The sequence below is a fragment of the Streptomyces sp. NPDC050842 genome (assembly GCF_044456565.1).
Taxonomy (GTDB): Bacteria; Actinomycetota; Actinomycetes; order Streptomycetales; family Streptomycetaceae; genus Streptomyces.
Genome location: NZ_JBITGA010000006.1, coordinates 178,114 through 200,336 on the forward strand (window position 1 = coordinate 178,114; position 22,223 = coordinate 200,336).

At 69.1% G+C, this 22,223-nt stretch carries 19 protein-coding genes; 16 read left to right on the forward strand and 3 right to left on the reverse strand.

Going from position 1 to position 22,223, the window contains the following annotated elements:
• Window positions 1-23 precede the first annotated feature (23 nt).
• On the forward strand, window positions 24-314 hold the full coding sequence (locus tag ACIBG6_RS21545; RefSeq protein WP_329621716.1) for a hypothetical protein: 291 nt from the start codon (window positions 24-26) through the stop codon (window positions 312-314).
• A 113-nt stretch (window positions 315-427) separates the two neighbouring features.
• Window positions 428-745: a hypothetical protein gene (locus tag ACIBG6_RS21550; protein ID WP_329625600.1), complete on the forward strand. Its 318-nt coding sequence runs from the start codon at window positions 428-430 to the stop codon at window positions 743-745.
• A 27-nt stretch (window positions 746-772) separates the two neighbouring features.
• Here the strand turns inward: ACIBG6_RS21550 and ACIBG6_RS21555 are convergent, their stop codons facing one another.
• Window positions 773-1,561, reverse strand: coding sequence for a hypothetical protein (locus tag ACIBG6_RS21555; RefSeq protein WP_399224166.1), 789 nt, complete (start codon window positions 1,559-1,561; stop codon window positions 773-775).
• Window positions 1,562-1,863: 302 nt separating this feature from the next.
• Here ACIBG6_RS21555 and ACIBG6_RS21560 point away from each other — a divergent pair, with 302 nt between their 5' ends.
• The 14 genes from ACIBG6_RS21560 to ACIBG6_RS21625 all read left to right on the forward strand — a co-directional run bounded on the left by ACIBG6_RS21560 (window position 1,864) and on the right by ACIBG6_RS21625 (window position 14,404).
• A complete protein-coding gene (locus ACIBG6_RS21560; RefSeq protein ID WP_399224167.1) occupies window positions 1,864-2,076 on the forward strand; it encodes a hypothetical protein in 213 nt (70 codons plus the stop codon).
• 91 nt (window positions 2,077-2,167) lie between these two features.
• The gene (locus tag ACIBG6_RS21565) at window positions 2,168-3,139 is read left to right on the forward strand and encodes a hypothetical protein (protein WP_399224168.1); all 972 of its coding nucleotides are present in this window, start codon (window positions 2,168-2,170) and stop codon (window positions 3,137-3,139) included.
• A 31-nt stretch (window positions 3,140-3,170) separates the two neighbouring features.
• Window positions 3,171-4,370, forward strand: coding sequence for a phage tail protein (locus tag ACIBG6_RS21570; RefSeq protein WP_399224169.1), 1,200 nt, complete (start codon window positions 3,171-3,173; stop codon window positions 4,368-4,370).
• The gene (locus ACIBG6_RS21575; RefSeq protein WP_399224170.1) at window positions 4,367-5,620 is read left to right on the forward strand and encodes a tape-measure protein; all 1,254 of its coding nucleotides are present in this window, start codon (window positions 4,367-4,369) and stop codon (window positions 5,618-5,620) included. The genes ACIBG6_RS21570 and ACIBG6_RS21575 overlap by 4 nt, the downstream gene beginning before the upstream one ends.
• Before the next feature lie 157 nt (window positions 5,621-5,777).
• On the forward strand, window positions 5,778-6,701 hold the full coding sequence (locus ACIBG6_RS21580; RefSeq protein WP_399224171.1) for a phage distal tail protein: 924 nt from the start codon (window positions 5,778-5,780) through the stop codon (window positions 6,699-6,701).
• A 70-nt stretch (window positions 6,702-6,771) separates the two neighbouring features.
• Window positions 6,772-7,968 (forward strand): hypothetical protein, encoded by a 1,197-nt coding sequence (locus ACIBG6_RS21585; protein ID WP_399224172.1) that lies wholly within the window; start codon window positions 6,772-6,774, stop codon window positions 7,966-7,968.
• Window positions 7,969-8,017: 49 nt separating this feature from the next.
• On the forward strand, window positions 8,018-9,313 hold the full coding sequence (locus tag ACIBG6_RS21590; protein ID WP_399224173.1) for a hypothetical protein: 1,296 nt from the start codon (window positions 8,018-8,020) through the stop codon (window positions 9,311-9,313).
• 33 nt (window positions 9,314-9,346) lie between these two features.
• Entirely contained in the window at window positions 9,347-10,495 is a 1,149-nt protein-coding gene (locus ACIBG6_RS21595) for a hypothetical protein (RefSeq protein ID WP_399224174.1), read from the forward strand.
• A 12-nt stretch (window positions 10,496-10,507) separates the two neighbouring features.
• Window positions 10,508-11,608, forward strand: a complete 1,101-nt coding sequence (locus tag ACIBG6_RS21600) for a hypothetical protein (protein WP_399224175.1) — start codon at window positions 10,508-10,510, stop codon at window positions 11,606-11,608.
• The gene (locus tag ACIBG6_RS21605) at window positions 11,608-12,315 is read left to right on the forward strand and encodes a hypothetical protein (RefSeq protein ID WP_399224176.1); all 708 of its coding nucleotides are present in this window, start codon (window positions 11,608-11,610) and stop codon (window positions 12,313-12,315) included. The genes ACIBG6_RS21600 and ACIBG6_RS21605 overlap by 1 nt, the downstream gene beginning before the upstream one ends.
• 31 nt (window positions 12,316-12,346) lie before the next feature.
• A complete protein-coding gene (locus tag ACIBG6_RS21610; protein ID WP_399224177.1) occupies window positions 12,347-12,898 on the forward strand; it encodes an ATP-binding protein in 552 nt (183 codons plus the stop codon).
• An 85-nt stretch (window positions 12,899-12,983) separates the two neighbouring features.
• Complete coding sequence (locus ACIBG6_RS21615; RefSeq protein ID WP_399224178.1) at window positions 12,984-13,895, forward strand: peptidoglycan-binding protein; 912 nt, start codon at window positions 12,984-12,986, stop codon at window positions 13,893-13,895.
• A gap of 25 nt (window positions 13,896-13,920) precedes the next feature.
• Complete coding sequence (locus ACIBG6_RS21620) at window positions 13,921-14,154, forward strand: hypothetical protein (protein WP_384147964.1); 234 nt, start codon at window positions 13,921-13,923, stop codon at window positions 14,152-14,154.
• Window positions 14,141-14,404 (forward strand): hypothetical protein, encoded by a 264-nt coding sequence (locus ACIBG6_RS21625; RefSeq protein ID WP_056651295.1) that lies wholly within the window; start codon window positions 14,141-14,143, stop codon window positions 14,402-14,404. Before ACIBG6_RS21620 ends, ACIBG6_RS21625 begins: the two co-directional genes overlap by 14 nt.
• 81 nt (window positions 14,405-14,485) lie before the next feature.
• Here the strand turns inward: ACIBG6_RS21625 and ACIBG6_RS21630 are convergent, their stop codons facing one another.
• Both ACIBG6_RS21630 and rpoB read right to left on the reverse strand, forming a co-directional pair.
• Window positions 14,486-18,400, reverse strand: coding sequence for a DNA-directed RNA polymerase subunit beta' (locus ACIBG6_RS21630; protein ID WP_399224179.1), 3,915 nt, complete (start codon window positions 18,398-18,400; stop codon window positions 14,486-14,488).
• 100 nt (window positions 18,401-18,500) lie between these two features.
• The gene (gene rpoB / locus ACIBG6_RS21635) at window positions 18,501-21,983 is read right to left on the reverse strand and encodes a DNA-directed RNA polymerase subunit beta (RefSeq protein WP_329621731.1); all 3,483 of its coding nucleotides are present in this window, start codon (window positions 21,981-21,983) and stop codon (window positions 18,501-18,503) included.
• Window positions 21,984-22,223: the final 240 nt, after the last annotated feature.

Genomic DNA, 22,223 nt, shown 5'->3' on the forward strand with positions numbered 1-22,223 from the left:
TCGAACAAGGAGTACGCATCACCATGGCCCGTTTCGACGTCAACGCAGCCCGCGCCCAGCGACAGGAGGCCCACGGACGCAAGTGGTCCTTCGAGCTGGACGGCGAGACCTACACCCTTCCGACCGAGCTCAGCCGCGCCACCGCCAAGGCGCTGCGCAAGCTCGACGACAACGACGTGGACGGCCTTCTCGCACTCCTGATGGGTGAGGAGCAGTTCGCGCGCTTCGAGCAGCACGACGTGACCGTGCAGGACATCGCCGCCATCCTGGAGGCCTACGGCAAGGAGACCGGGCTCGGCCTGGGGGAAGACTGAGCCTCGTCGAGTTCGTCGACGAACACGCCGAGGCCCTTGAAGCGGACTTCCTCCGCTACTACTCCACCGATCTGCTCGACTGGCACCGCGGCGAGCTCTCCAGCCGCCGGGTCCTGCTGCTGATCAAGCACCTGCCACGGGACAGCGCGCTCCAGCACGAGCTCCACGGCGAGGCCGCCGAGTGGTCGATCACCGACCATCTGCTGGCGGCCACGGTCGACCATCTCGCCGTCGCCAACTGGATGTTCGCCTGCGTCAACACGGGCGAGGACGGCGATCCGCCCGAGGCGCCCAAGCCCGTCCCCCGTCCGGGAAGCACGGACGAGGACGGGGAGGAAGGCGCGGAGGGCGCGGACCAGGACGGGCGGAACACGCCCGCCGGGGAGGACGAAGGAACGTCTCCCCACGCCCTCGCCCGGTTCTTCGGGTGATCCCGCGGCCCCCGGAGCCCCCTCCCGTCAGGGAGTGGGCTCCGGGGGCGCTTCCTGTGCTCGCTCGGCGGCCATGTCCTCGGCCAGGGCCCTGGCCCGGTCGGACAGCCGGCGCCCCTTGCTCGCGCGCGCGTCGGGTACGTCGGGTTCGGCGTCCGGCCCGGGTTCGTGGCCGGGTTCCGGGTCACGGCGGTCTGCGGGCGACACGGGCTGGACCGGCACCCCGGCGAGCGGCGGGACGATCGGACGCCCGCCCTTGCCGCGGACGACCTTCCGTACCGGCTGGGCGTTCCGGCGGGTACGGCTCTCCTGGGCGGTCAGCAGGACCTCGGGTTCCGCGTCCCGTTCGGGTCCCGGCCGGTGCTCCGGTTCGGGCTCGGAGCGCTGGTCGAACAGCTCGCGCTCCTTGCGGACCCGCGCCTCGGCCTCGACGACGGCCGCGGGCGGTTCGAGGAGCCGGGCGAAGGGCAGCGCGATGACCCGGGCGCCCTCCTGGCCGACGTCCGTACGGCGCTGGGGGCGGCGGATTCCACGCGCGTCACCCTGCCCCTGTGCGTAGGCGTCGGCGACGCGCTTCTCGTACTCCCTGCGGATACGGGGGAGTTCGTCCGACACCGCCTCGGCCCAGCCGGCGGTGAACGCGGCGGTCTCCCGGCGGTCGATCTCGGCCCGCGGGATCACGACGAGTTCGTCGGGCGCGTACCCGGCGAGGTGGACGAGCTCCGAAAGGTAGGCGAACAGGTGGGGCAGATCGGGGTGGGCGTCGAGCCAGTCGACTACCCGTTCCCCCCGGTTGGCGCCCGGCTCCGTTTCCATGCGTCAGTACTGCCTTCCGCCCCCTGGGGTCCCCGCGCGCCCCTCGCGCCCCTCGCGCCCCGAAGTGGTCGGCCCCAGGAATGCGTCCTCCAGGTTACCCGGTCGAACGCATGACCCGATCAAGGGCCAACCCGTACGCGGAACGCTGAATGAGACACACCGTCAGCAGTTTCCCGCTCGACAAACCTCGAACAGATGTTCCACACTCTGTTCGCACAGCAGTTCGAACACGTGGTGCCCCCGCTCCTCACTCCGCGGCGCCGCCACACCCGCACGGGCAAGCAACCGGAAGGCAGGCGTCCATGACCCAGCAGGCCGAGGCATCGCGACCGCAGATCCCTCTCCAGGACCGCCTCCGCCAGCTCCTCGACGGACCCGCCGCCCTCGACAAGAGAGCGTTGCTCGGCACGCTGTACGCCGAGGTCTCCCGCTACGAGACCCAGGCGTACGCGGCGGGCTGGAACGACGCGCTCGCGACGGTACGCCGCGGACCCCGCCGGGGCGAGGACGCCTAGCCGCCCCCGCTGCCCCAGACGAACGAGCCCCTGCCGGAACCGGCGGGGGCTTTTCGGCGCTTGGCCCTCACGGGCCGGAAGCGGAGCAACCATGTCCACCCTCAAATTCGACCCAGCGAAAACGATTCCCGAACTCTCGGAGAACCTGAGGGACCACCACCAGTACCTCTCGAAGATCGACGGCGACCCGCTGCCCACGACCGGCTGGATAAAGCAGCAGCTGGCCCCCGTCAACAAGCTGGTCGCGGACCTCAAGGCACAGCAGGACAAGGTCGCCGAGGAGGTCGTCAAGCCCACCTGGGAACAGACCCTGGAGAAGCTGGGCCTCGGGCCGGTGGCCGAGATCATCAAGAAGGGCATCGAGGGGGGCATCGGGGCCGCCATCGTCGCCGGCATCGTCGGCCTCGGCGGCATCATCGTCCCCCTCCTCATGATCGCGCTCGGCGCCTTCCTGGTCTTCAAGCTGCAGAAGTGGCACGCCTCCAGGAACGCCAACAACGAGACGGTCGGCATGCGTCCCGACGGCAGCTTCGGCCGACGGAACTTCACGGACATCCAGAACGAGCGAAACGGCGTCGCCGGCGGCATGGCCGACCTCCCGGCGAACGCCAACTTCGACGGCCTGCGCGACCAGCTGACGCAGCTGAACCCGCACCTGGAGACGTTCAACAAGCACGCCCCCGACTTCGTCACGCATTTCAAGAAGCTGCCGACCGAAAGCAAGGCCACCAAGGCGGCGAAGGGCGTCAAGGCCGTCGCCGAAGCCGTCGCCGGCGTCAACCACCAGGCGATGCCCCTGGTCTCCAGCGGCATGGGAAAGATCACCGGCGCCGTGCGGAACTCGGATCCCAAGAAGACCGCCGACTTCGCCAAGGCCATCGGGCAGGTGAAGTCCGCCATGGACGGCCTCGACGTGGACAAGGTCCCCAAGGTGGCGACCTTCCAGAACGCGGCCAACGCGGCCAAGGAACTCGCCCAGCACGCCGGGACCCTCTCCGGGCGGATGCGCGACTTCGCCACGGCCGTCCGTGACCTCAACCGCGAGATGAACCCGGCCACCTGATCCCCGCCCCACCCCGAAAGGAGGTACATCCATGTCCCTCGTCAGAAACCTGAAGAACGCGTCCACCGGCCTCGGCTCCCTCAAGACCCAGGCATCCGGCGCCGCCACGTCCGTCAAGAAGGTCGGCGACGCCGGCAAGGCGGCGAACGGCCAGCTCAAGAACCTCAAGACCGCCGCCCAGGGCTCCACCGGCCAGCTCAAGAACCTGAAGACCGCCTCGGACCAGGCCGAGCGCGCCATGAAGAAGGCCGGCGACACCGCGCAGTCGGCCGGCGGCAAGCTCGGCAAGTACGAGTCGGGCGCCGGCAAGGCCGCCAAGGGCCAGGACAAGCTCAACAAGTCCATGAAGGGCAACATCCTCGCCCGGCTCCTCGAACTCTTCATGCCGCTCATCGAGAAGATCGTCGAAATGGCGATGCGCTCGAAGACGATGCAGACGGTCATGAAGAAGGCGTTCGACGCCATCAAGACCGTCATCAGCGCCGTCATGAAGGCCATCGGGCCGATCATGAAGAAGGCCGGCGACCTGATCAAGACGGTCTGGAACGGCATCAAGACCGCCATCTCCACCGTCGTCAAGGCCGTCGCGACGGTCATCAAGACCTACGTGAACATCTGGAAGTCCGTCATCACCACGGTGATGAACGCGATCAAGACCGTCATCAGCGGGGTCTGGAAGGGCATCAAGGCCGTCATCACGCCGGTCGTCGACTGGATCAAGACCGCCATCCCCAAGGCGTTCAGCGCCGTCAAGGAGAAGATGTCGGACATCTGGAACGGCCTGAAGGACATCGCGTCCCGGGCGTTCGACGGCATCAAGAGCGGTGTGAAGGGCCCCATCAATTCCGTCATCGGCCTCATCAATTCGATGATCGGAAGCCTCAACCGCGTCAAGGTCAGCGTCCCCGGCTGGGTCCCGGTCGTCGGCGGCAAGACCTTCGGCGTCAACCTGCCGACCATCCCCATGCTCGCCACCGGTGGTGTCGTCATGCCCCGCCACGGCGGTGTCCCGGCGATCCTCGCCGAAGCCGGCGAGGCCGAGGCCGTCCTCCCGCTCTCCAAGCTGGACCGGCTGCTCGCCCTCACCGCCCAGCGCGCCCGCACGGCCGCCGGCCCCCAGCTCGGCCGGGAGGGCGCCGGACTGCACATCGAGCACTACCACGCCGCCCGCAACAACGACCCCCAGTCCACGGCGGATGCCCTGATGTACCTGGCGAAGGCACGCGGATGAGTGCCGTCGCAGCCATGCCGAACTTCCGCGGGGTCATCGCACCGATGGGCAACCTGCGGCGGGGGATCGACGGGGCGGGCGGCTCACTGAGAAAGCTCAGGCAGGACGTCCGACATGCCGCGCGGGGTGCGGGCGACCTCAACACCGCGGCCCGCAACGCCGGAACCGCCCTGCGGAACCTCGGCCGCGACGCCTCCGGCGCCGCCACCGCCGTGACCAAGATCCGCCGCTCCACCGCCCCCGCCGGCGTCAAGCGGTTCGGCACCGCCGCCGGCAAGGCCCGGACCGCCGCCGCCAAGATCGGCACCGGCGTCGGCGCGATCCTCGCCCTCCTGATCCCGATGCTCCCCGTCACCGACGTCATCACCAAACTGATGGGCACCTTCGGCACCGTCATGACCGTCGCCTCGGTCGCCATGACCGCCATCAACGTCGCCATGCGGGCCAACCCGCTCGGCTTCGTCGTCGGCATCATCGTGCCCATCGCGGCGGCCATCATCGAGTTCGCGCTGAACTCCGAGACCGGCCAGCAGATCATGCAGCAGGTCTTCGAGCGCGCCCTCGCGGTCATCGAGGAGATCTGGGCGTTCCTCGCCCCGTTCGTCGAGATGATCGGGACGGCGGTCGGGACCTACTTCGAGGGGTACCTGGCCCTGATCACCGGAGTGATCACGGGCATCGGCGTCGTCATCGGCGGGGTGTCGCAGCTCGGCACCGCCGTCTCCTCGGCGTGGAACGCACTGCGCGGGATCGCCTCGGGCGCGATGGACGGCATCAAGAACGCCGTACGACCGGTGGTCTCCTGGATCACCGACTCCGTCCCCGGCTTCTTCCGGACCGCGAAGGACGCGGTCTCCGGGGCCCTGCGCGGGATCGGCGATCTGATCGAGGGCGCCCTGAGCACCGTGATCGGGGTCGTCAAGGGACCGATCAACGGCCTGATCGCCTTCGTGAACTGGATCATCGACGGCCTCGACAAGCTCAGCTTCGAGATCCCCTTCACCGACAAGAAGTTCGGCGTCGACCTCGACAAGATCCCGATGCTCGCCGACGGCGGCATCGTCTTCCCCGGCGGCGACACGGACGAGTACCGCATCGATTCGCTCTCCCAGCTGGAGAACCGCCGTGTCCCGGCCCTGTCCGAGCCGCCCCGCCGACCGCACCGGATCAGGGAGTTCCACGAGGCGCCGGGCGCCGGGCCCCGGTCGGCCGCCGAGGACCTGCTCTTCCTCGCGACCGCCCGCGGCTGATCGGCCGCCGCCGCCGGACGGCCACGCGCCACCGAGCGAAGGCCCGCGCACGCGCCACCGAGCGCAGGCCTGCCCCGAGCAAAGGCACGCCCCTGAGCGACCGCCCGCCCCTGACACACCCCGCCGACCTCCCATCAGAAGTGAGGTGACGGCCCCCATGGCCGAGACCACCACCGCATACGCCGGAAACACCTACACCGCCGACCTCGCGCCCGGCTCACTGATCACCCAGGACGGACAGATCCAGTGGGCCGGGCTTCTCATCGGACCCGGCACGCCGTTCAACGTCGACAAGTCCGGTCTGTCCGGCTGGGAAGACCTGCCCGAGTACGACTCCTCCGACGCCGACCGGCCGACCTCCCACGGAGCCTGGCCGGGCTCCCGGTTCGCCAAGCCGCGCAAGGTCGGCGGCACGATCGTGCTGATCCCGGAGTTCAACCAGGCCGCCGAGGCCGTCCGCGCGCTGCGCCAGGCGCTCGCCCTCCTCGACGAGGAGCGCTGGCTCACGGTCCGGCTGCACGGCGAACTGCTCGCCGTCCGCGCCCGGATCGCCCAGCGCGTCGTCCCCGCCGACCAGGGCTTCGCCACCCAGGGCAGCTCGCGCATGTCCGTCCAGTGGCTGGCGTCCGACCCGCGCCGGTACGGCGTCACCGAGCAGATGGTCAGCACGACGCCCCCGCAGCCCGAGCGAGGTCTCGAATGGCCCCTCACCTGGCCGCTCACCTGGGGCGAGGCCAAGAGCACCGGTGACGCCGTCGCCGAGAACACCGGTTCCGCCCCCTGCCACCCGGTGATCGTCTTCCGCGGCCCGTGCTCCGTCCCCACCGTCACCGAGCGGACCACGCGCCGCCGGCTCCGGTACGCGATCGACCTGGCCGCCGGCGACGAACTCGTCGTCGACACCGGCGCGGGCACGGTCATGCTCAACAACTCCGCGTCCCGCCGGCACACCGCGATGGCCGACTCCAACCCGGAGGAGCTGTTCGCGCTCGAACCGGGCCGTACCGAGCTGTCCTTCCGGCCGGACTCGGCCACCCCGGACGCCACGATGACGGTCCGCTGGCGCAGCGCCGAATGGTGACCCGCCACCTCTGAACGCCCCCGCCCCCACCCCTGATCCCGCCGCCCCGACCGTCACGGAGAGGTGACCCATGACCGTACGCGCCGCTTGGCTCCAGACCACCGGCCAGACCCGCGAGGACACCCGGCTCGCCCTCGCCGCCCTGCTCACCCCCAGTGGCCAGAGCGCCGAGGAGACCCCGCTGCGCTCGCGAGCGGGCATCGTGCCGGGCGGATTCGTCCTCACCGGCAGCTCGCCCATGCAGTGCACCATCGGCACCGGACGCGCGATCGTCCAGGGCAAGGACACCGCCCAGGGCGCCTACCTCGTCGCCGTCACCTCCCCGGAGATCCTCACCATCGCCGACGGCGACCCGATGTACGACCGGATCGACCTGATCGAGCTGGCCGTCGTCGACGACGCCTACGACCGCACCGGCGCCACGGAGGCGGTGGTACGCCTGGTCAAGGGCGCCCCCGCCGCCTCCCCCACCGCCCCGGCGAGCGGACCGGGCAGCACGATCCCGCTCTACACCGTCCTCGTACCGAAGGGCATCTCCGCCGGCGCCGGCGGCATCCAGTGGACGACCTCGGCGGTCACCACCCTGCACTGGCCGGTCGTGGCCCTCGGCGGCATCCTGCCCGCCAGCGGCTTCAAGGGCGCGTACGTCGGCCAGTACCGCGACACCGCCGGACTCCTCCAGCGCTGGGACGGCACGACCTGGGTCTCGTACCCCAAGCCCATCGGCGGCATCGCCCCGAGCACCACGACCAACGGCGCCTACACCGGCCAGTACCGGGACAACGGCGGCGGACTGCAGCGCTGGAACGGCGCCTCCTGGCAGTACGTCGAAGGCGCCTCGACCGTGCTGTTCGGCGCCACGCAGTGGCTGGCCGCCCAGGCGCAGAGCGTCGCCCCCAACACCTGGACCGTGCTCAACCTGCCCACCGTCGAGGTCGACGACGCCACTGCCTGGACCACGAACAACACCTATACCGTGCCGCGCACCGGCTGGTGGCGGGTCTCCGCACACGCCACCTGGGCCAACGAATCCCAGACCGGCATGCGCGGCGCCCGCGTCTCGGTCGCCGGCGTCGGACAGGGCCGACTGACCTGGCTCACCCCCGCCGGCAACGGCGCCATATCCGTGGGCGGCAGCGGCCTGATCCGACTCGTCGCCGGCGAGACCCTCCAGCTCTCCGGCTTCCACAACCACACCGCGGCGATCAAGACCCTCGGCGGCTCGGGCTACGCCTGCACCCTCGCCGCCGAATGGATCAGGTCCTGACTCCCCCGCACGCCGAACCGTCCCTCGACTCCTCGAACGGAGAATCCCCATGAACCTGCGCAGCAGCTGGGTCGCCGAGACCGGCCAGACCCGTGAGGACACCCGCCTCACCCAGACCGGCGTGACGACGCTGACCAACCCCGTCCAGGTCCGTTCCGGCGTCCTGCCGGGCTCGTACACCGGCGAGTACCGGCTGTCCGGCTTCTGGACGAAGGGCGAATCCGCCATGACGGCGCTCGTCTCCGAGGGCCGGGCCGTGGTCCAGGGCGAGATCTCCCAGGGCGTCTACCCGGTGACCCTGCCGAGCTCCGTGGTCGTCACCTTCGATCCGGGCGACGCCCAGTACGGCCGCATCGACCTGATCGTCGTCCGGATCTACGACAACCTCTACGACTCCTCGAACCGCAACGAGGCGAAGGTCGAGATCATCAAGGGCGTCCCCGCCCAGGCCCCGCAGACCCCGGCCGTCCCGCCGCGCTGCCTCGCGCTGTACGAGGTGACCGTCCCGGCCACCGTCAGCGCGGGCAACGGCGGCATCCCGTGGGCCACCGCCCTCAAGGACCTGCGCACCCCGGTCGTCGGCCTCGGCGGCATCCTCCCCGTCGAGGGCCCGGTCTTCCCGGGCGCCTACCCGGGCCAGTACCAGGACTCGGGCGGCGCCCTCCAGCGCTGGGACGGCAGCGCCTGGGTCCCGTACCCGTCCGCGCTCGGCGGCATCGCCCCGGCCGGCATGGTCACCACCGCCAGCTACACGGGCCAGTACCGGGACGCCGGCGGCACGCTCCAGCGCTGGGACGGCAACGCCTGGGTGCCGATGGGCGGCATCGCCCCGGCCGGCACCGCCACCACGGGCAGCTACACGGGCCAGTACCGGGACACCACGGGCGGCCAGCTCCAGCGCTGGAACGGCGCGGCGTGGGCGCCGGCGGTGCCCGGGCCGTACTTCGTCGACAACAGCGACTACGGCGACACCACGTCGCTCACATGGACCTCGACACTCGCGGGACGCGCCACGAACCCGCTCACGCTCAACTTCGTCGCCCCGCCGTCGAGGTCCGTCGCGGTCAGCTTCGGCGCCCGCATGAAGTCGCACAGTGCCGACCACTACGCGTTCATGGCACTCAAGCTCACCCAGGGAGCCACGGTCGTGGGCGACCTCGACGACGAGTACGCGACGGTCGCCGCCAGCCCGCACCTGATCTCGGTGGCCACCACGCGCCGGCTGTCGAACCTGACCGCGGGCGCGACGTACTCCCTCACGGCCTTCTTCAAGATGGTCACCAACTCCACGGCTCTCAAGGGTGGTTTCGACAACACGTTCATCAAGGTCGACCCGCTTCCGTAACCGCCGCCCGCCACGACCTCTCCGGGAGAACCCATGACCTTGCACACCGGGTGGCTCGCCCCCACAGGACAGACCCGCCAGGCCACCCGCCACATCGCCGTCGGTGCCACCACGCCGGCCACTCCGCTCACCGCCCGCTCCGGCATCCTGCCCGGCACCAACGACGGCAAGTACCGCGTCGGTGGCCTGTGGATGAGCGGCAGCGGCCCGATGACCGCCACCGTCTACGCCGGCCGGGCGGTCGTCCAGGGCCCCGCCGTCCAGGGCCCCTACTCCGTCACGCTCGACCAGGACACCGTCATCACCTTCGCCGACGGCGACCCGCTGAACGACCGGATCGACCTCGTCGTCCTGCGCGTGTACGACGACCAGTACGACAGCTCGCAGCAGAGCAAGGCCGCCATCGAGATCGTCAAGGGCACCCCGTCGGCCGTCCCCGCGGCCCCGGCGGCGCCCCCGGTCTCCCTGCCCCTGTTCAGCGTCAAGGTGGTGGCCGGCACCTCCGCCGGCTCCAACGGCATCCTCTGGTCGGGGACCGGCATCGTCACCGACCTGCGCGTCACGACGGCGAGCGTCGGCGGCATCCTGCCCGTCTACAACAACGCGGCCGTGGCCGGCGCCTACCCGGGCCAGTACCAGGACAACGACAACTCGCACTTCCTCCAGCGCTGGGACGGCACCGGCTGGATCGCGTACCCCAAGGAGGTCGGCGGCATCGCCGCCAACGGGACGCTGGCCGCGGGTAGTTACGTCGGACAGTTCCGCGAGGCGAACGGCGTACTCCAGCGCTGGAACGGCAGCGTCTGGGCGAACTACCACCCGCCGCACGACCACGAGACCATCACCACCGGCGCCACCGCGCTGACCGGCTGGAGTCTGTCGTCGTTCTGGGCACGCCGCACCCGCAACGGCGTCGTCATGCTCCGCCTCAGCGTCATCCGCGCCGGTACGGACATCACCGCCAGCGCCAGCGGCGGCATCGCCGACTTCCCCCTCGCCACCCTGCCGGCGGGCTGGTCCCCGGCCACGACGATCGACGCCGTGGCCTCCAACAGCATCGGTTCCGGCACCGCCACGATCTACAGCTTCAGCAACGGGCAGGTCACTCTGCGCGACTGGAGCGCCAACGGCGTCATAGGCAACACCTCGGGACTCAACGTCTCCGCCACCTACGTCCAGTAAGGGAGGAACACGATGGCACTCGACACCCCTTACCGGGCGATCTTCTGCGACCTGCTGACCGACCAGACCATCGACATCCTGCCCCTGCGGGACGTCCAGTTCGACGACTACATCGGCAAGGCCGGCTCCCTCTCCGGCACCATCCCCATCCCCGACCGGGCGATCGCCGCGCGCGTCCGCCAGGTCCAGGAGGGCCGCACCGCGGTCTACCTGGAGCGCGGCGGCGACCTGTGGTGGGGCGGCATCATCTGGACCAGCACGCTGCAGAGCAGCGAGCGCGGGGTGCTGACCCTGTCCATCCAGGCCGCGACCTTCGACTCGTACGCCGCGCGCCGCCGTATCCGCACGAAGATCGACATCACGACGCCCACCGACCAGCTGGAGATCGCCCGCAAGCTCTGGGACGAGCTCCAGAAGGCCGTCGGCGGCAAGATCCGCGTCGAAGCCGGGGAGGAGGTCTCCCCGGTCAAGCGGACCGCGAGCTGGCGCAAGGGCGACGAGATCCTCTACTCGGAGGCGCTCGAACAGCTCGCCTCCCTCGACGACGGCTTCGAGCACCAGATCATGGTCTACCGGGATCCGGTCGACGGGCGGCGGATCCGGCAGCTCCGGCTCGGCGCCCCCAAGATCCGTACCGGCGCCACCGACCTGGTCTTCGACCGGCCCGGCACGATCCTGTCGTACTCCTTCCCGCGTGACGCGACCCGCGGCGGCACCACCGCCATGGCACGCGGCGCGTCGATCAACTCGAACGCCGCCGCCGAGTCCCGGCCGCTGTTCTCGGGAGAGAAGGAATCCCCGCTGATCAAGGGCGGCTGGCCGCGGATCGACCTGTCGTCGGACCACAACGAGATCACCTCCCAGGCCACCCTGGAGAAGATGGCCACCGCCGAGCTCGCCCAGGCCGCCGGCGCCGTCGTGATCCCCGAGATCACCATCCGGCTCGGCGGGGTGGTGCCGCCGGCGCTGCTCGGCCGCACCGCCCGGATCCGGATCACCGACGAGTGGCACACCCCCGGCCTCGACGCCCGCTACCGCATCATCGGCGTCAAGGTCAGGCCGCCGGAGCGCGGCCGCCCCGACACCGCCGAGCTCTACCTTGAGGAGGCCTGATGCCCCAGCTGCCCGAGGACATCATCGACCGGCTCACCCAGATGGAGCGCCGGATCCAGGCGCTGTCGACCGCGGTCAACACCCGGCCCGCCATGAACGAGGTCACCGACGGCGCCCTCAACGTCAAGCTGCCGAACGGGACCTCCGTCCTCCAGGTCGGCAAGTGGGACGAGGACCCGGAGAAGAGCGAGTACGGGCTGGCGATGCGCCGCCAGACCGGCGAGCTGGCCATCGCGCTCTACAACGGCAGCGGCAGCGACACCACCAAGCAGGTGCTGCGGCTCTACGACTCGTACCTCCACGAGATCTTCTCGGACGACATCTCCGCCGGCGGGCTCGCCCGACCCTGGCTCGCGATGCTGCCGCCGCAGGACGTCACCTACACGCGGTGGCCGCAGACCACCTCCACGGCGTGGACGACGATCGCCCGTTCCTACAACCCGGTCTGGCAGCCGCGGATGCGCCTGCAGATGGAGACCCGGGTGACGGGAACGGGCGCGACCGGCGAGGTGAAGGTCGTCGTCGACAGCGCCACCCAGTTCGGCGGGACCGTCGCCGCGGGCAGTCTCTTCGACGTCACCGACACGCTCGTCAGCGACATGACGACCCGCTTCGGCACCACCGCCAAGATCGAGATCCAGGCCCGGGTCGTCGGCACCGGCACCGTCTACGCCAAGCCGATGCTCATGTACGGCACCCAGAGTTGAGCCACCCCGCCCACCACGGAGAGGAACCCGCATGATCATCGACCCGGCCCAGCCCTGGGGCGTGGCCATCGACTACGCCGGCCGCGCCACCGTCACCGACGGCGGCCACACCGTCGACGTCCGCATCCACGACACCACGATGGGCGGCCCGCTGGAGGTCGACCCGATGACCGGCGAGTACCCGCAGGTCTACGTCACCGCCCAGCTCGGCGAGGCCGGCGCGGCCGGCTCCTCGCTGCGCGGCAGCGGGCTCGTCATCCTCAACGCGCAGGGCGGCCTGCCGGTCGTCCCGAACCAGGAGGCCGTACGCGACGCCGTCGCCGCCGCGCTCACCGACTTCGAGACGCGCCGGACGGCCTACGCCGCACTCTGCGCCACCTGGGCACCCCCGGCCCCGGACCCGACGCCCACCCCGGAGCCGGACCCGACGCCGGAACCGACCCCCACCCCGGAACCGGAGCCGACCCCGGAGCAGCCCTCCAAGGAGCCGACCCCGGAACCCGCCTCGGACGCCGCCTCGGAACCGGCCCCGGAGCCCGCCGCCGAGCCGTCCAAGGACCCGGAGCCCACCCCGGCCCCGTAGCCCCGGCCGCGTAGCCACGGCCCCCGCCCCACCCGTACGTACGCCCGCCCGAGTGCGGGCCTTCTTCATGTCCGGAGGACACCAGATGGCCACTCCCCTCTCCGCGGACCGGCTCCTCGCCGCGCTCCGCGCCGAAGGCGTCACCGTCGTCGAACACCCCGGCTGGCGCACCCACAACCGCAATCACACCGGTGCCTGGGGCCCCGTCACCGGCGTGATGATCCACCACACCGTCTCCACCGGCACCGCCTCCTCCGTCGAGCTCTGCTTCAACGGCTACGAAGGCCTGCCCGGACCGCTCTGCCACGGCGTCATCGCCAAGGACGGCACCGTCCACCTCGTCGCCAACGGCCGCGCCAACCACGCCGGCGGCGGCGACCCGTCCGTCCTCCAGGCCGTGATCAGCGAGACGTACGGGGACCGCCCCCCGGCCCCCCGCGCGCACCAGGGCACCCCGAACGCCGTCGACGGGAACTCCCGCTTCTACGGCTTCGAGTGCATCAACCTCGGCAACGGCACCGACCCCTGGCCGGCCGCCCAGCTCGACGCGATCGAGCGGGTCTCCGCCGCCCTCTGCCGCGCCCACGACTGGGGCGCCAGGTCCGTCATCGGCCACCTGGAGTGGTCCGACTGGAAGAGCGACCCCAAGGGCTTCGGCATGCCGACGATGCGCGACCGCGTCCAGGCCCGCCTCAACAAGGCCCCCGTCAAGAACACCCCCGCCTCCGGCAAGCCCGCCCCGCCCCGCCTCCAGCCCTTCCCGGGCACCTCGTTCTTCCGCAAGGAGACGAGCTCCCCGATCATCACGGCGATGGGCCGCCGCCTCGTCGCCGAGGGCTGTTCCGCGTACGGCGTCGGCCCCGGCCCCCGCTGGAGCGAGGCCGACCGCCGCAGCTACGCCAAGTGGCAGCACAAGCTCGGCTTCCGCGGCTCCGACGCCGACGGCGTCCCCGGCGCCGCCTCCTGGAACGCGCTGAAGGTCCCGTACACGAAGTAGCCCCGTACCGGAGAGGAGACCCCCGATGTCCGATGCCGCCAAGCGCACGGCCCGCACCGTCCTCCAGTCCGCCGTCGGCATCGCCGTCGTGCTCCCCGCGATCGTCGACGCGTCCGGCGTCCCCGCGACCCTCCCCTGGGTCGCCGGGGCGCTGGCCGTCGCCGGCGGACTGGCCCGGGTGATGGCCCTCGACGCGGTGCAGACCCTGCTGCCGTCCTGGCTGCGCAGCTCCCCGGGAGGTGCCGATGACCGAGTCTGATCCGAACGACCCCGTCGCCGTCGCCCTCGAACTGGAACGCCTCCGCGGCACCCTGGAGGCCGGCTTCGCCCGCGTCGACGGCTCGCTCGCGCTGCTCGTCCAGCGCAGCGACCAGACCGACAAACAGCTGGCCGACCACGAGGCCCGGCTCGACGCCCTGGAGCGTGCCCGCTGGCCGCTGGCCAGCATCGCCGCGCTCACCGCGAGCGCCGGCGTGCTCGTCGCGGTCTGGGAACTGGCCGCCAGGTGACGAAGCCCCGCTGACCCCTCTTGTGAATGCCGAAGGGCGGCCACCCCGCAATCGGGGTGACCGCCCTTCGGTTCGCACTACTTACTGGTTGTACGGACCGTAGTCGTAGTCCTCCAGCGGAACGGCCTGGCCGGAGCCCGAGCCGAACGGCGAGTAGTCGATGTCGTCGTAGCCGACGGCCGAGTACATCGCGGCCTTGGCCTCCTCGGTCGGCTCCACCCGGATGTTGCGGTAGCGGGCGAGGCCCGTACCGGCCGGGATGAGCTTACCGATGATGACGTTCTCCTTGAGGCCGACCAGGGAGTCCGACTTGGCGTTGATCGCCGCGTCGGTCAGAACCCGGGTCGTCTCCTGGAAGGACGCCGCCGACAGCCACGACTCGGTGGCGAGCGAGGCCTTGGTGATACCCATCAGCTGCGGACGGCCGGAGGCGGGGTGACCGCCCTCGGTGACCACACGACGGTTCTCGGTCTCGAACTTCGAGCGCTCGACGAGCTCGCCCGGCAGCAGCTCCGCGTCGCCGGACTCGATGATCGTCACGCGGCGCAGCATCTGCCGGATGATGATCTCGATGTGCTTGTCGTGGATCGACACGCCCTGCGAGTTGTAGACCTTCTGGACCTCGGCGACCAGGTGGATCTGGACCGCACGCTGACCGAGGATGCGCAGCACGTCGTGCGGGTTGGTGGCACCCACGGTGAGCTTCTGGCCCACCTCGACGTGGTCGCCCTCGCCCACGAGCAGACGGGCACGCTTCGAGATCGGGAACGCCGTCTCGTCGGTGCCGTCGTCCGGGGTGACGACGATCTTCTTGGTCTTCTCGGTCTCCTCGATACGGATGCGGCCGGCCGCCTCCGAGATCGGGGCGACACCCTTGGGCTGACGAGCCTCGAAGAGCTCGACGACACGGGGCAGACCCTGGGTGATGTCGTCACCGGCCACACCACCGGTGTGGAAGGTACGCATCGTCAGCTGGGTACCGGGCTCACCGATGGACTGGGCGGCGATGATGCCGACCGCCTCACCGATGTCGACCAGCTTGCCGGTGGCGAGCGAACGGCCGTAGCAGAACGCACACGTACCGACGGCGGACTCACAGGTCAGGACCGAACGGGTCTTGACCTCCTCCACGCCCGCGTTGACGAGGGCGTCGATGAGCACGTCACCCAGGTCGACGTTGGCCGGCGCGATGACCTTGCCGTCGACGACGACGTCCTCGGCGAGCATCCGCGCGTACACGGAGGTCTCGACGTCGTCCGTCTTCCGCAGGACACCGGTCTCGTCCTTGGCCGCGATCCGCAGCTTCAGACCGCGCTCGGTGCCACAGTCCTCCTCGCGGATGATGACGTCCTGCGAGACGTCCACCAGACGACGGGTCAGGTAACCCGAGTCGGCGGTACGCAGGGCGGTGTCGGCGAGACCCTTACGGGCACCGTGCGTCGAGATGAAGTACTCGAGGACGGTGAGGCCCTCACGGAACGACGCCTTGATGGGACGCGGGATCGTCTCGTTCTTGGCGTTCGACACCAGACCACGCATACCGGCGATCTGACGCATCTGCATCATGTTTCCTCGGGCACCCGAGTCAACCATCATGAAGATGGGGTTCGTCTTGGGGAAGTTCGCGTTCATCGCCTCGGCAACCTCGTTGGTCGCCTTGGTCCAGATCGCGATGAGCTCCTGCGTGCGCTCTTCCTTGGTGATCAGGCCGCGCTCGTACTGCTTCTGGACCTTCTCGTCCTGCGCCTCGTAGCCCTTGACGATCTCCTTCTTCGCCTCGGGAACGACGACGTCGGAGATGGCCACGGTGACACCGGAACGGGTCGCCCAGTAGAAGCCCGCCGCCTTCAGGTTGTCGAGCGTCGCCGCCACGATGACCTTGGGGTAGCGCTCGGCGAGGTCGTTGACGATCTCGGAGAGCTGCTTCTTGCCGACGGAGTAGTCGACGAACGGGTAGTCCTCGGGAAGCAGCTCGTTGAAGAGCGCGCGACCCAGGGTCGTCCGCAGACGGAACGAGTCACCCTGCTGCCACTCACCGGCGGCGACACTGTCCTCGCCGTCCTCCGTGACCGGGGGAACCCAGCCGCGGGGAGCGACGGTGCCGACGGGGAAGCGGATGTCGATCTCGGACTGCAGCGCCAGCTCGCCGGCGTCGAACGCCATGATCGCCTCGGCCGTGGAGCCGAACGCGCGGCCCTCGCCCTTGGTGTCACGGAGCTCGCCGTCGGTGGTCAGGAAGAACAGACCGAGGACCATGTCCTGGGTCGGCATCGTGACCGGACGGCCGTCGGCCGGCTTCAGGATGTTGTTCGAGGACAGCATCAGGATGCGGGCCTCGGCCTGCGCCTCCGCGGAGAGCGGCAGGTGCACGGCCATCTGGTCACCGTCGAAGTCCGCGTTGAACGCGGTGCAGACGAGCGGGTGGATCTGGATGGCCTTGCCCTCGACCAGCTGGGGCTCGAAGGCCTGGATGCCGAGGCGGTGCAGCGTGGGCGCACGGTTCAGCAGAACCGGGTGCTCGGCGATGACCTCTTCGAGGACGTCGTACACGACCGTGCGGCCGCGCTCGACCATCCGCTTGGCGCTCTTGATGTTCTGCGCGTGGTTCAGGTCGACCAGACGCTTCATCACGAACGGCTTGAAGAGCTCCAGCGCCATGGCCTTCGGCAGACCGCACTGGTGCAGCTTCAGCTGCGGACCGACGACGATGACGGAACGCGCGGAGTAGTCCACACGCTTGCCGAGCAGGTTCTGACGGAAACGACCCTGCTTGCCCTTCAGCATGTCGCTGAGGGACTTCAGCGGACGGTTGCCGGGGCCCGTGACCGGGCGACCACGACGGCCGTTGTCGAAGAGGGCGTCGACCGCCTCCTGGAGCATCCGCTTCTCGTTGTTCACGATGATCTCGGGGGCACCGAGGTCGAGCAGACGCTTCAGACGGTTGTTGCGGTTGATCACACGGCGGTACAGGTCGTTCAGGTCGGAGGTCGCGAAGCGGCCACCGTCCAGCTGCACCATCGGACGCAGGTCCGGCGGGATCACCGGCACGCAGTCGAGAACCATGCCCTTGGGGCTGTTCGCGGTCTGCAGGAACGCGGAGACGACCTTGAGGCGCTTGAGCGCACGGGTCTTCTTCTGGCCCTTGCCGGTACGGATGATCTCGCGGAGGCGCTCGGCCTCCTCCTCGAGGTCGAACGACTCGAGGCGCTTCTGCAGAGCGGCGGCACCCATCGAACCGTCGAAGTACGTGCCGAAGCGGTCACGCAGCTCGCGGTAGAGGAGCTCGTCGCCCTCCAGGTCCTGGACCTTGAGGTTCTTGAAGCGCGACCAGACCTCGTCCAGACGGTCGATCTCGCGCTGCGCACGGTCGCGCAGCTGCTTCATCTCGCGCTCGGCACCCTCGCGCACCTTGCGGCGCACGTCGGCCTTCGCACCCTCGGCCTCGAGCTCGCCGAGGTCGTTCTCGAGCTTCTTGGCGCGGGCCTCCAGGTCGGAGTCGCGACGGTTCTCGATCTGCTGACGCTCGACGGAGACGTGCGCCTCGAGGGAGGGCAGGTCACGCGTACGACGCTCGTCGTCGACGAACGTGATCATGTACGCCGCGAAGTAGATGACCTTCTCGAGGTCCTTCGGGGCGAGGTCGAGCAGGTATCCGAGGCGCGACGGAACGCCCTTGAAGTACCAGATGTGGGTGACGGGAGCGGCGAGCTCGATGTGGCCCATCCGCTCACGACGCACCTTGGCGCGGGTGACCTCGACGCCACACCGCTCACAGATGATGCCCTTGAAGCGGACACGCTTGTACTTGCCGCAGTAGCACTCCCAGTCCCGGGTCGGACCGAAGATCTTCTCGCAGAAGAGTCCGTCCTTCTCGGGCTTGAGCGTGCGGTAGTTGATGGTCTCCGGCTTCTTGACCTCGCCGTGGCTCCACTGACGGATGTCGTCAGCGGTAGCCAGACCGATCCGGAGCTCGTCGAAGAAGTTGACGTCGAGCACTATGCGTCAATCCCTCTCAGGGTTGTAAGTCTTGGGGTCTGGAACGGGGGTCCTGGGGCCGGCCGGGGGTTCATCGCTGAACCCCCGGTCCGGACTCCCGTCAGACCTCTTCGACGCTGCTCGGCTCGCGCCGGGACAGGTCGATACCGAGCTCCTCCGCTGCGCGGAAGACGTCCTCGTCGGTGTCGCGCATCTCGATGGACATGCCGTCCGAAGAGAGCACCTCCACGTTGAGGCACAGGGACTGCATCTCCTTGATGAGCACCTTGAAGGACTCGGGGATGCCGGGCTCAGGGATGTTCTCGCCCTTGACGATGGCCTCGTAGACCTTCACGCGGCCGGTCACGTCGTCGGACTTGATCGTCAGCAGCTCCTGGAGGGCGTACGCGGCGCCATAAGCCTCAAGCGCCCACACCTCCATCTCACCGAAGCGCTGGCCACCGAACTGGGCCTTACCACCCAGCGGCTGCTGGGTGATCATCGAGTACGGGCCGGTCGAACGCGCGTGGAGCTTGTCGTCGACCAGGTGGTGCAGCTTGAGGATGTACATGTAGCCGACCGAGATCGGCTCCGGGAACGGCTCGCCGGAGCGGCCGTCGAACAGCCTCGCCTTACCGGTCGGGAGCACCATGCGCTCGCCGTCGCGGTTCGGGATGGTGTGGTTCAGCAGACCCGCGAGCTCGTCCTCACGCGCACCGTCGAAGACGGGGGTGGCGACGTTGGTGCCCGGGGCGACCTGGTCGGCGCCGATCGCCTGGAGGCGCTGCGCCCACTCGTCCGCGAGGCCGGAGACGTCCCAGCCGCGGCTGGCGAGCCAGCCGAGGTGGATCTCCAGGACCTGTCCCGGGTTCATTCGGGACGGGACACCCAGCGGGTTGAGGATGATGTCGACCGGCGTGCCGTCCTCAAGGAAGGGCATGTCCTCGATCGGAAGGATCTTGGAGATGACACCCTTGTTGCCGTGACGGCCGGCGAGCTTGTCACCGTCGGTGATCTTGCGCTTCTGGGCGACGTAGACGCGGACCAGCTGGTTCACGCCCGGGGGAAGCTCGTCGCCCTCCTCGCGGTCGAAGACGCGGACGCCGATGATCTTGCCGATCTCGCCGTGCGGCACCTTCAGCGAGGTGTCACGGACCTCACGGGCCTTCTCACCGAAGATCGCGCGGAGCAGGCGCTCCTCCGGCGTCAGCTCGGTCTCACCCTTGGGCGTGACCTTGCCGACGAGGATGTCGCCGGCGACGACCTCGGCACCGATACGGATGATGCCGCGCTCGTCGAGGTCGGCGAGGACCTCCTCGGAGACGTTCGGGATGTCCCGGGTGATCTCCTCCGGGCCGAGCTTGGTGTCACGGGCGTCGACCTCGTGCTCCTCGATGTGGATCGAGGAGAGGACGTCGTCCTGCACGAGGCGCTGCGACAGGATGATCGCGTCCTCGTAGTTGTGACCCTCCCACGGCATGAACGCCACGAGCAGGTTCTTGCCGAGCGCCATCTCGCCGTCTTCGGTGGCGGGACCGTCGGCGAGGACCTGGCCCTCGATGACGCGGTCGCCCTCGTCGACGACAACCTTCTGGTTGACCGAGGTGCCCTGGTTCGAGCGCGAGAACTTGTGCAGGCGGTACGTGATGTACGTGCCGTCGTCGTTGGCGACCGTGACGTAGTCGGCCGACAGCTCCTGGACGACACCGTCCTTCTCGGCCTTGAGCACGTCGCCGGCGTCGGTGGCACAGCGGTACTCCATGCCGGTGCCGACGAGCGGGGCCTCCGACTTGATCAGCGGCACCGCCTGACGCATCATGTTCGCGCCCATGAGGGCACGGTTGGCGTCGTCGTGCTCGAGGAACGGGATCATGGCCGTCGCGACCGACACCATCTGGCGCGGCGAGACGTCCATGTAGTCCACCTCGGACGGCAGGACGTAGTCGACCTCACCGCCACGCTTACGCACCAGGACGCGGTTCTCGGTGAGCCGCATGTCGTCGTTGAGCGCGGCGTTGGCCTGCGCGATGACGAAGCGGTCCTCCTCGTCGGCGGTGACGTAGTCGACCTCGTCGGTGACCTGACCGTCGATGACCTTGCGGTACGGCGTCTCGATGAAGCCGAACGCGTTGACGCGGCCGTACGAGGCGAGCGAACCGATCAGACCGATGTTCGGGCCTTCCGGGGTCTCGATCGGGCACATGCGTCCGTAGTGGGACGGGTGCACGTCTCGGACCTCGAAGCCGGCCCGCTCACGGGACAGACCACCAGGGCCCAGCGCCGAGAGACGACGCTTGTGCGTCAGACCCGACAGCGGGTTGTTCTGGTCCATGAACTGCGACAGCTGCGAGGTGCCGAAGAATTCCTTGATCGACGCCACGACAGGGCGAATGTTGATCAGGGTCTGCGGCGTGATCGCCTCGACGTCCTGGGTCGTCATGCGCTCACGCACGACGCGCTCCATACGAGCCAGACCCGTGCGGACCTGGTTCTGGATGAGCTCGCCGACGTTACGCAGACGACGGTTGCCGAAGTGGTCGATGTCGTCGGTCTCGACGACGATCTCGTTGCCGTTCTCGCCGATCGTCTCGGTCTCGCCCGCGTGGAGCTTGACCAGGTACTTGATCGTGGCGATGACGTCGTCGGTGGTGAGCACGCCGGCGTCCAGCGGCTCGTCGGCGCCGAGCTTCTTGTTCACCTTGTAGCGGCCGACCTTCGCGAGGTCGTAGCGCTTCGGGTTGAAGTAGAGGTTCTCGAGCAGCGTCTGAGCGGCCTCACGGGTCGGCGGCTCGCCCGGACGCAGCTTGCGGTAGATGTCGAGCAGCGCGTCGTCCTGGCCCTGGGTGTGGTCCTTCTCCAGGGTGGCGCGCATGGACTCGTACTCGCCGAACTCCTGCAGGATCTGCTCGGTGGTCCAGCCGAGAGCCTTCAGCAGAACGGTGACCGACTGCTTGCGCTTGCGGTCGATGCGGACACCGACCAGGTCGCGCTTGTCGATCTCCATCTCCAGCCAGGCACCCCGGGACGGGATGATCTTGGCGGAGAAGATGTCCTTGTCGGACGTCTTGTCGATCGAGGAGTCGAAGTAGACACCCGGCGATCGGACCAGCTGCGACACCACGACACGCTCGGTGCCGTTGATGACGAAGGTGCCCTTGTTGGTCATGAGCGGGAAGTCGCCCATGAAGACCGTCTGAGACTTGATCTCGCCGGTCTCGTTGTTGGTGAACTCGGCGGTGACGAAGAGCGGGGCACCGTACGTGAAGTCACGGTCCTTGCACTCGTCGATCGAGTTCTTCGGCGGCTCGAAGCGGTGGTCGCGGAAGGTCAGCGACATCGACCCGGAGAAGTCCTCGATCGGCGAGATCTCCTCGAAGATCTCTTCCAGGCCGGACTTCGTGGGGACGTCCTGTCCCGACTCAAGGGCAGCCTCGACGCGAGCCTTCCAGGCGGCGTTACCGAGCAGCCAGTCAAAGCTCTCGGTCTGCAGCGCGAGGAGGTTCGGAACCTCGAGGGGCTCCTTGATCTTTGCAAAGGAGATGCGCAGCGGGGCGGTGCTTGCGCCGTTGTTCGTATTGGTCGAGGCGTTGCGCGAGGCGGCCAAGAGGGGGTCCTTCCGAGGGCTCGGACTCACTACGCGCGTACCGGTCCCCAGCAATGCTTTGCGGCAGACTTTTCCTGAGATGACCAAAAGGCCAGTTCAGACGGGGTCGGTCCACGAAGCGGATGCGAAGGTATGCCCCGGGTGACGGGCAGGGGGCAGCTAACAGGCAGCGCAAAGGGTCAGTGTAGCCACTTGGCTCACTGATGTCCAGGGCGAATAATTCGCGACCCTCGTTGCTCT

What these genes read in the sequence shown, in the direction of transcription:
- ACIBG6_RS21545 (WP_329621716.1), top strand. Translation starts at nt 24, where the DNA reads ATGGCCCGTTTCGACGTCAACGCAGCCCGCGCCCAGCGACAGGAGGCC.
- ACIBG6_RS21555 (WP_399224166.1), bottom strand. Translation starts at nt 1,561, where the DNA reads ATGGAAACGGAGCCGGGCGCCAACCGGGGGGAACGGGTAGTCGACTGG.
- ACIBG6_RS21560 (WP_399224167.1), top strand. Translation starts at nt 1,864, where the DNA reads ATGACCCAGCAGGCCGAGGCATCGCGACCGCAGATCCCTCTCCAGGAC.
- ACIBG6_RS21565 (WP_399224168.1), top strand. Translation starts at nt 2,168, where the DNA reads ATGTCCACCCTCAAATTCGACCCAGCGAAAACGATTCCCGAACTCTCG.
- ACIBG6_RS21570 (WP_399224169.1), top strand. Translation starts at nt 3,171, where the DNA reads ATGTCCCTCGTCAGAAACCTGAAGAACGCGTCCACCGGCCTCGGCTCC.
- ACIBG6_RS21575 (WP_399224170.1), top strand. Translation starts at nt 4,367, where the DNA reads ATGAGTGCCGTCGCAGCCATGCCGAACTTCCGCGGGGTCATCGCACCG.
- ACIBG6_RS21580 (WP_399224171.1), top strand. Translation starts at nt 5,778, where the DNA reads ATGGCCGAGACCACCACCGCATACGCCGGAAACACCTACACCGCCGAC.
- ACIBG6_RS21585 (WP_399224172.1), top strand. Translation starts at nt 6,772, where the DNA reads ATGACCGTACGCGCCGCTTGGCTCCAGACCACCGGCCAGACCCGCGAG.
- ACIBG6_RS21590 (WP_399224173.1), top strand. Translation starts at nt 8,018, where the DNA reads ATGAACCTGCGCAGCAGCTGGGTCGCCGAGACCGGCCAGACCCGTGAG.
- ACIBG6_RS21595 (WP_399224174.1), top strand. Translation starts at nt 9,347, where the DNA reads ATGACCTTGCACACCGGGTGGCTCGCCCCCACAGGACAGACCCGCCAG.
- ACIBG6_RS21600 (WP_399224175.1), top strand. Translation starts at nt 10,508, where the DNA reads ATGGCACTCGACACCCCTTACCGGGCGATCTTCTGCGACCTGCTGACC.
- ACIBG6_RS21605 (WP_399224176.1), top strand. Translation starts at nt 11,608, where the DNA reads ATGCCCCAGCTGCCCGAGGACATCATCGACCGGCTCACCCAGATGGAG.
- ACIBG6_RS21610 (WP_399224177.1), top strand. Translation starts at nt 12,347, where the DNA reads ATGATCATCGACCCGGCCCAGCCCTGGGGCGTGGCCATCGACTACGCC.
- ACIBG6_RS21615 (WP_399224178.1), top strand. Translation starts at nt 12,984, where the DNA reads ATGGCCACTCCCCTCTCCGCGGACCGGCTCCTCGCCGCGCTCCGCGCC.
- ACIBG6_RS21620 (WP_384147964.1), top strand. Translation starts at nt 13,921, where the DNA reads ATGTCCGATGCCGCCAAGCGCACGGCCCGCACCGTCCTCCAGTCCGCC.
- ACIBG6_RS21625 (WP_056651295.1), top strand. Translation starts at nt 14,141, where the DNA reads ATGACCGAGTCTGATCCGAACGACCCCGTCGCCGTCGCCCTCGAACTG.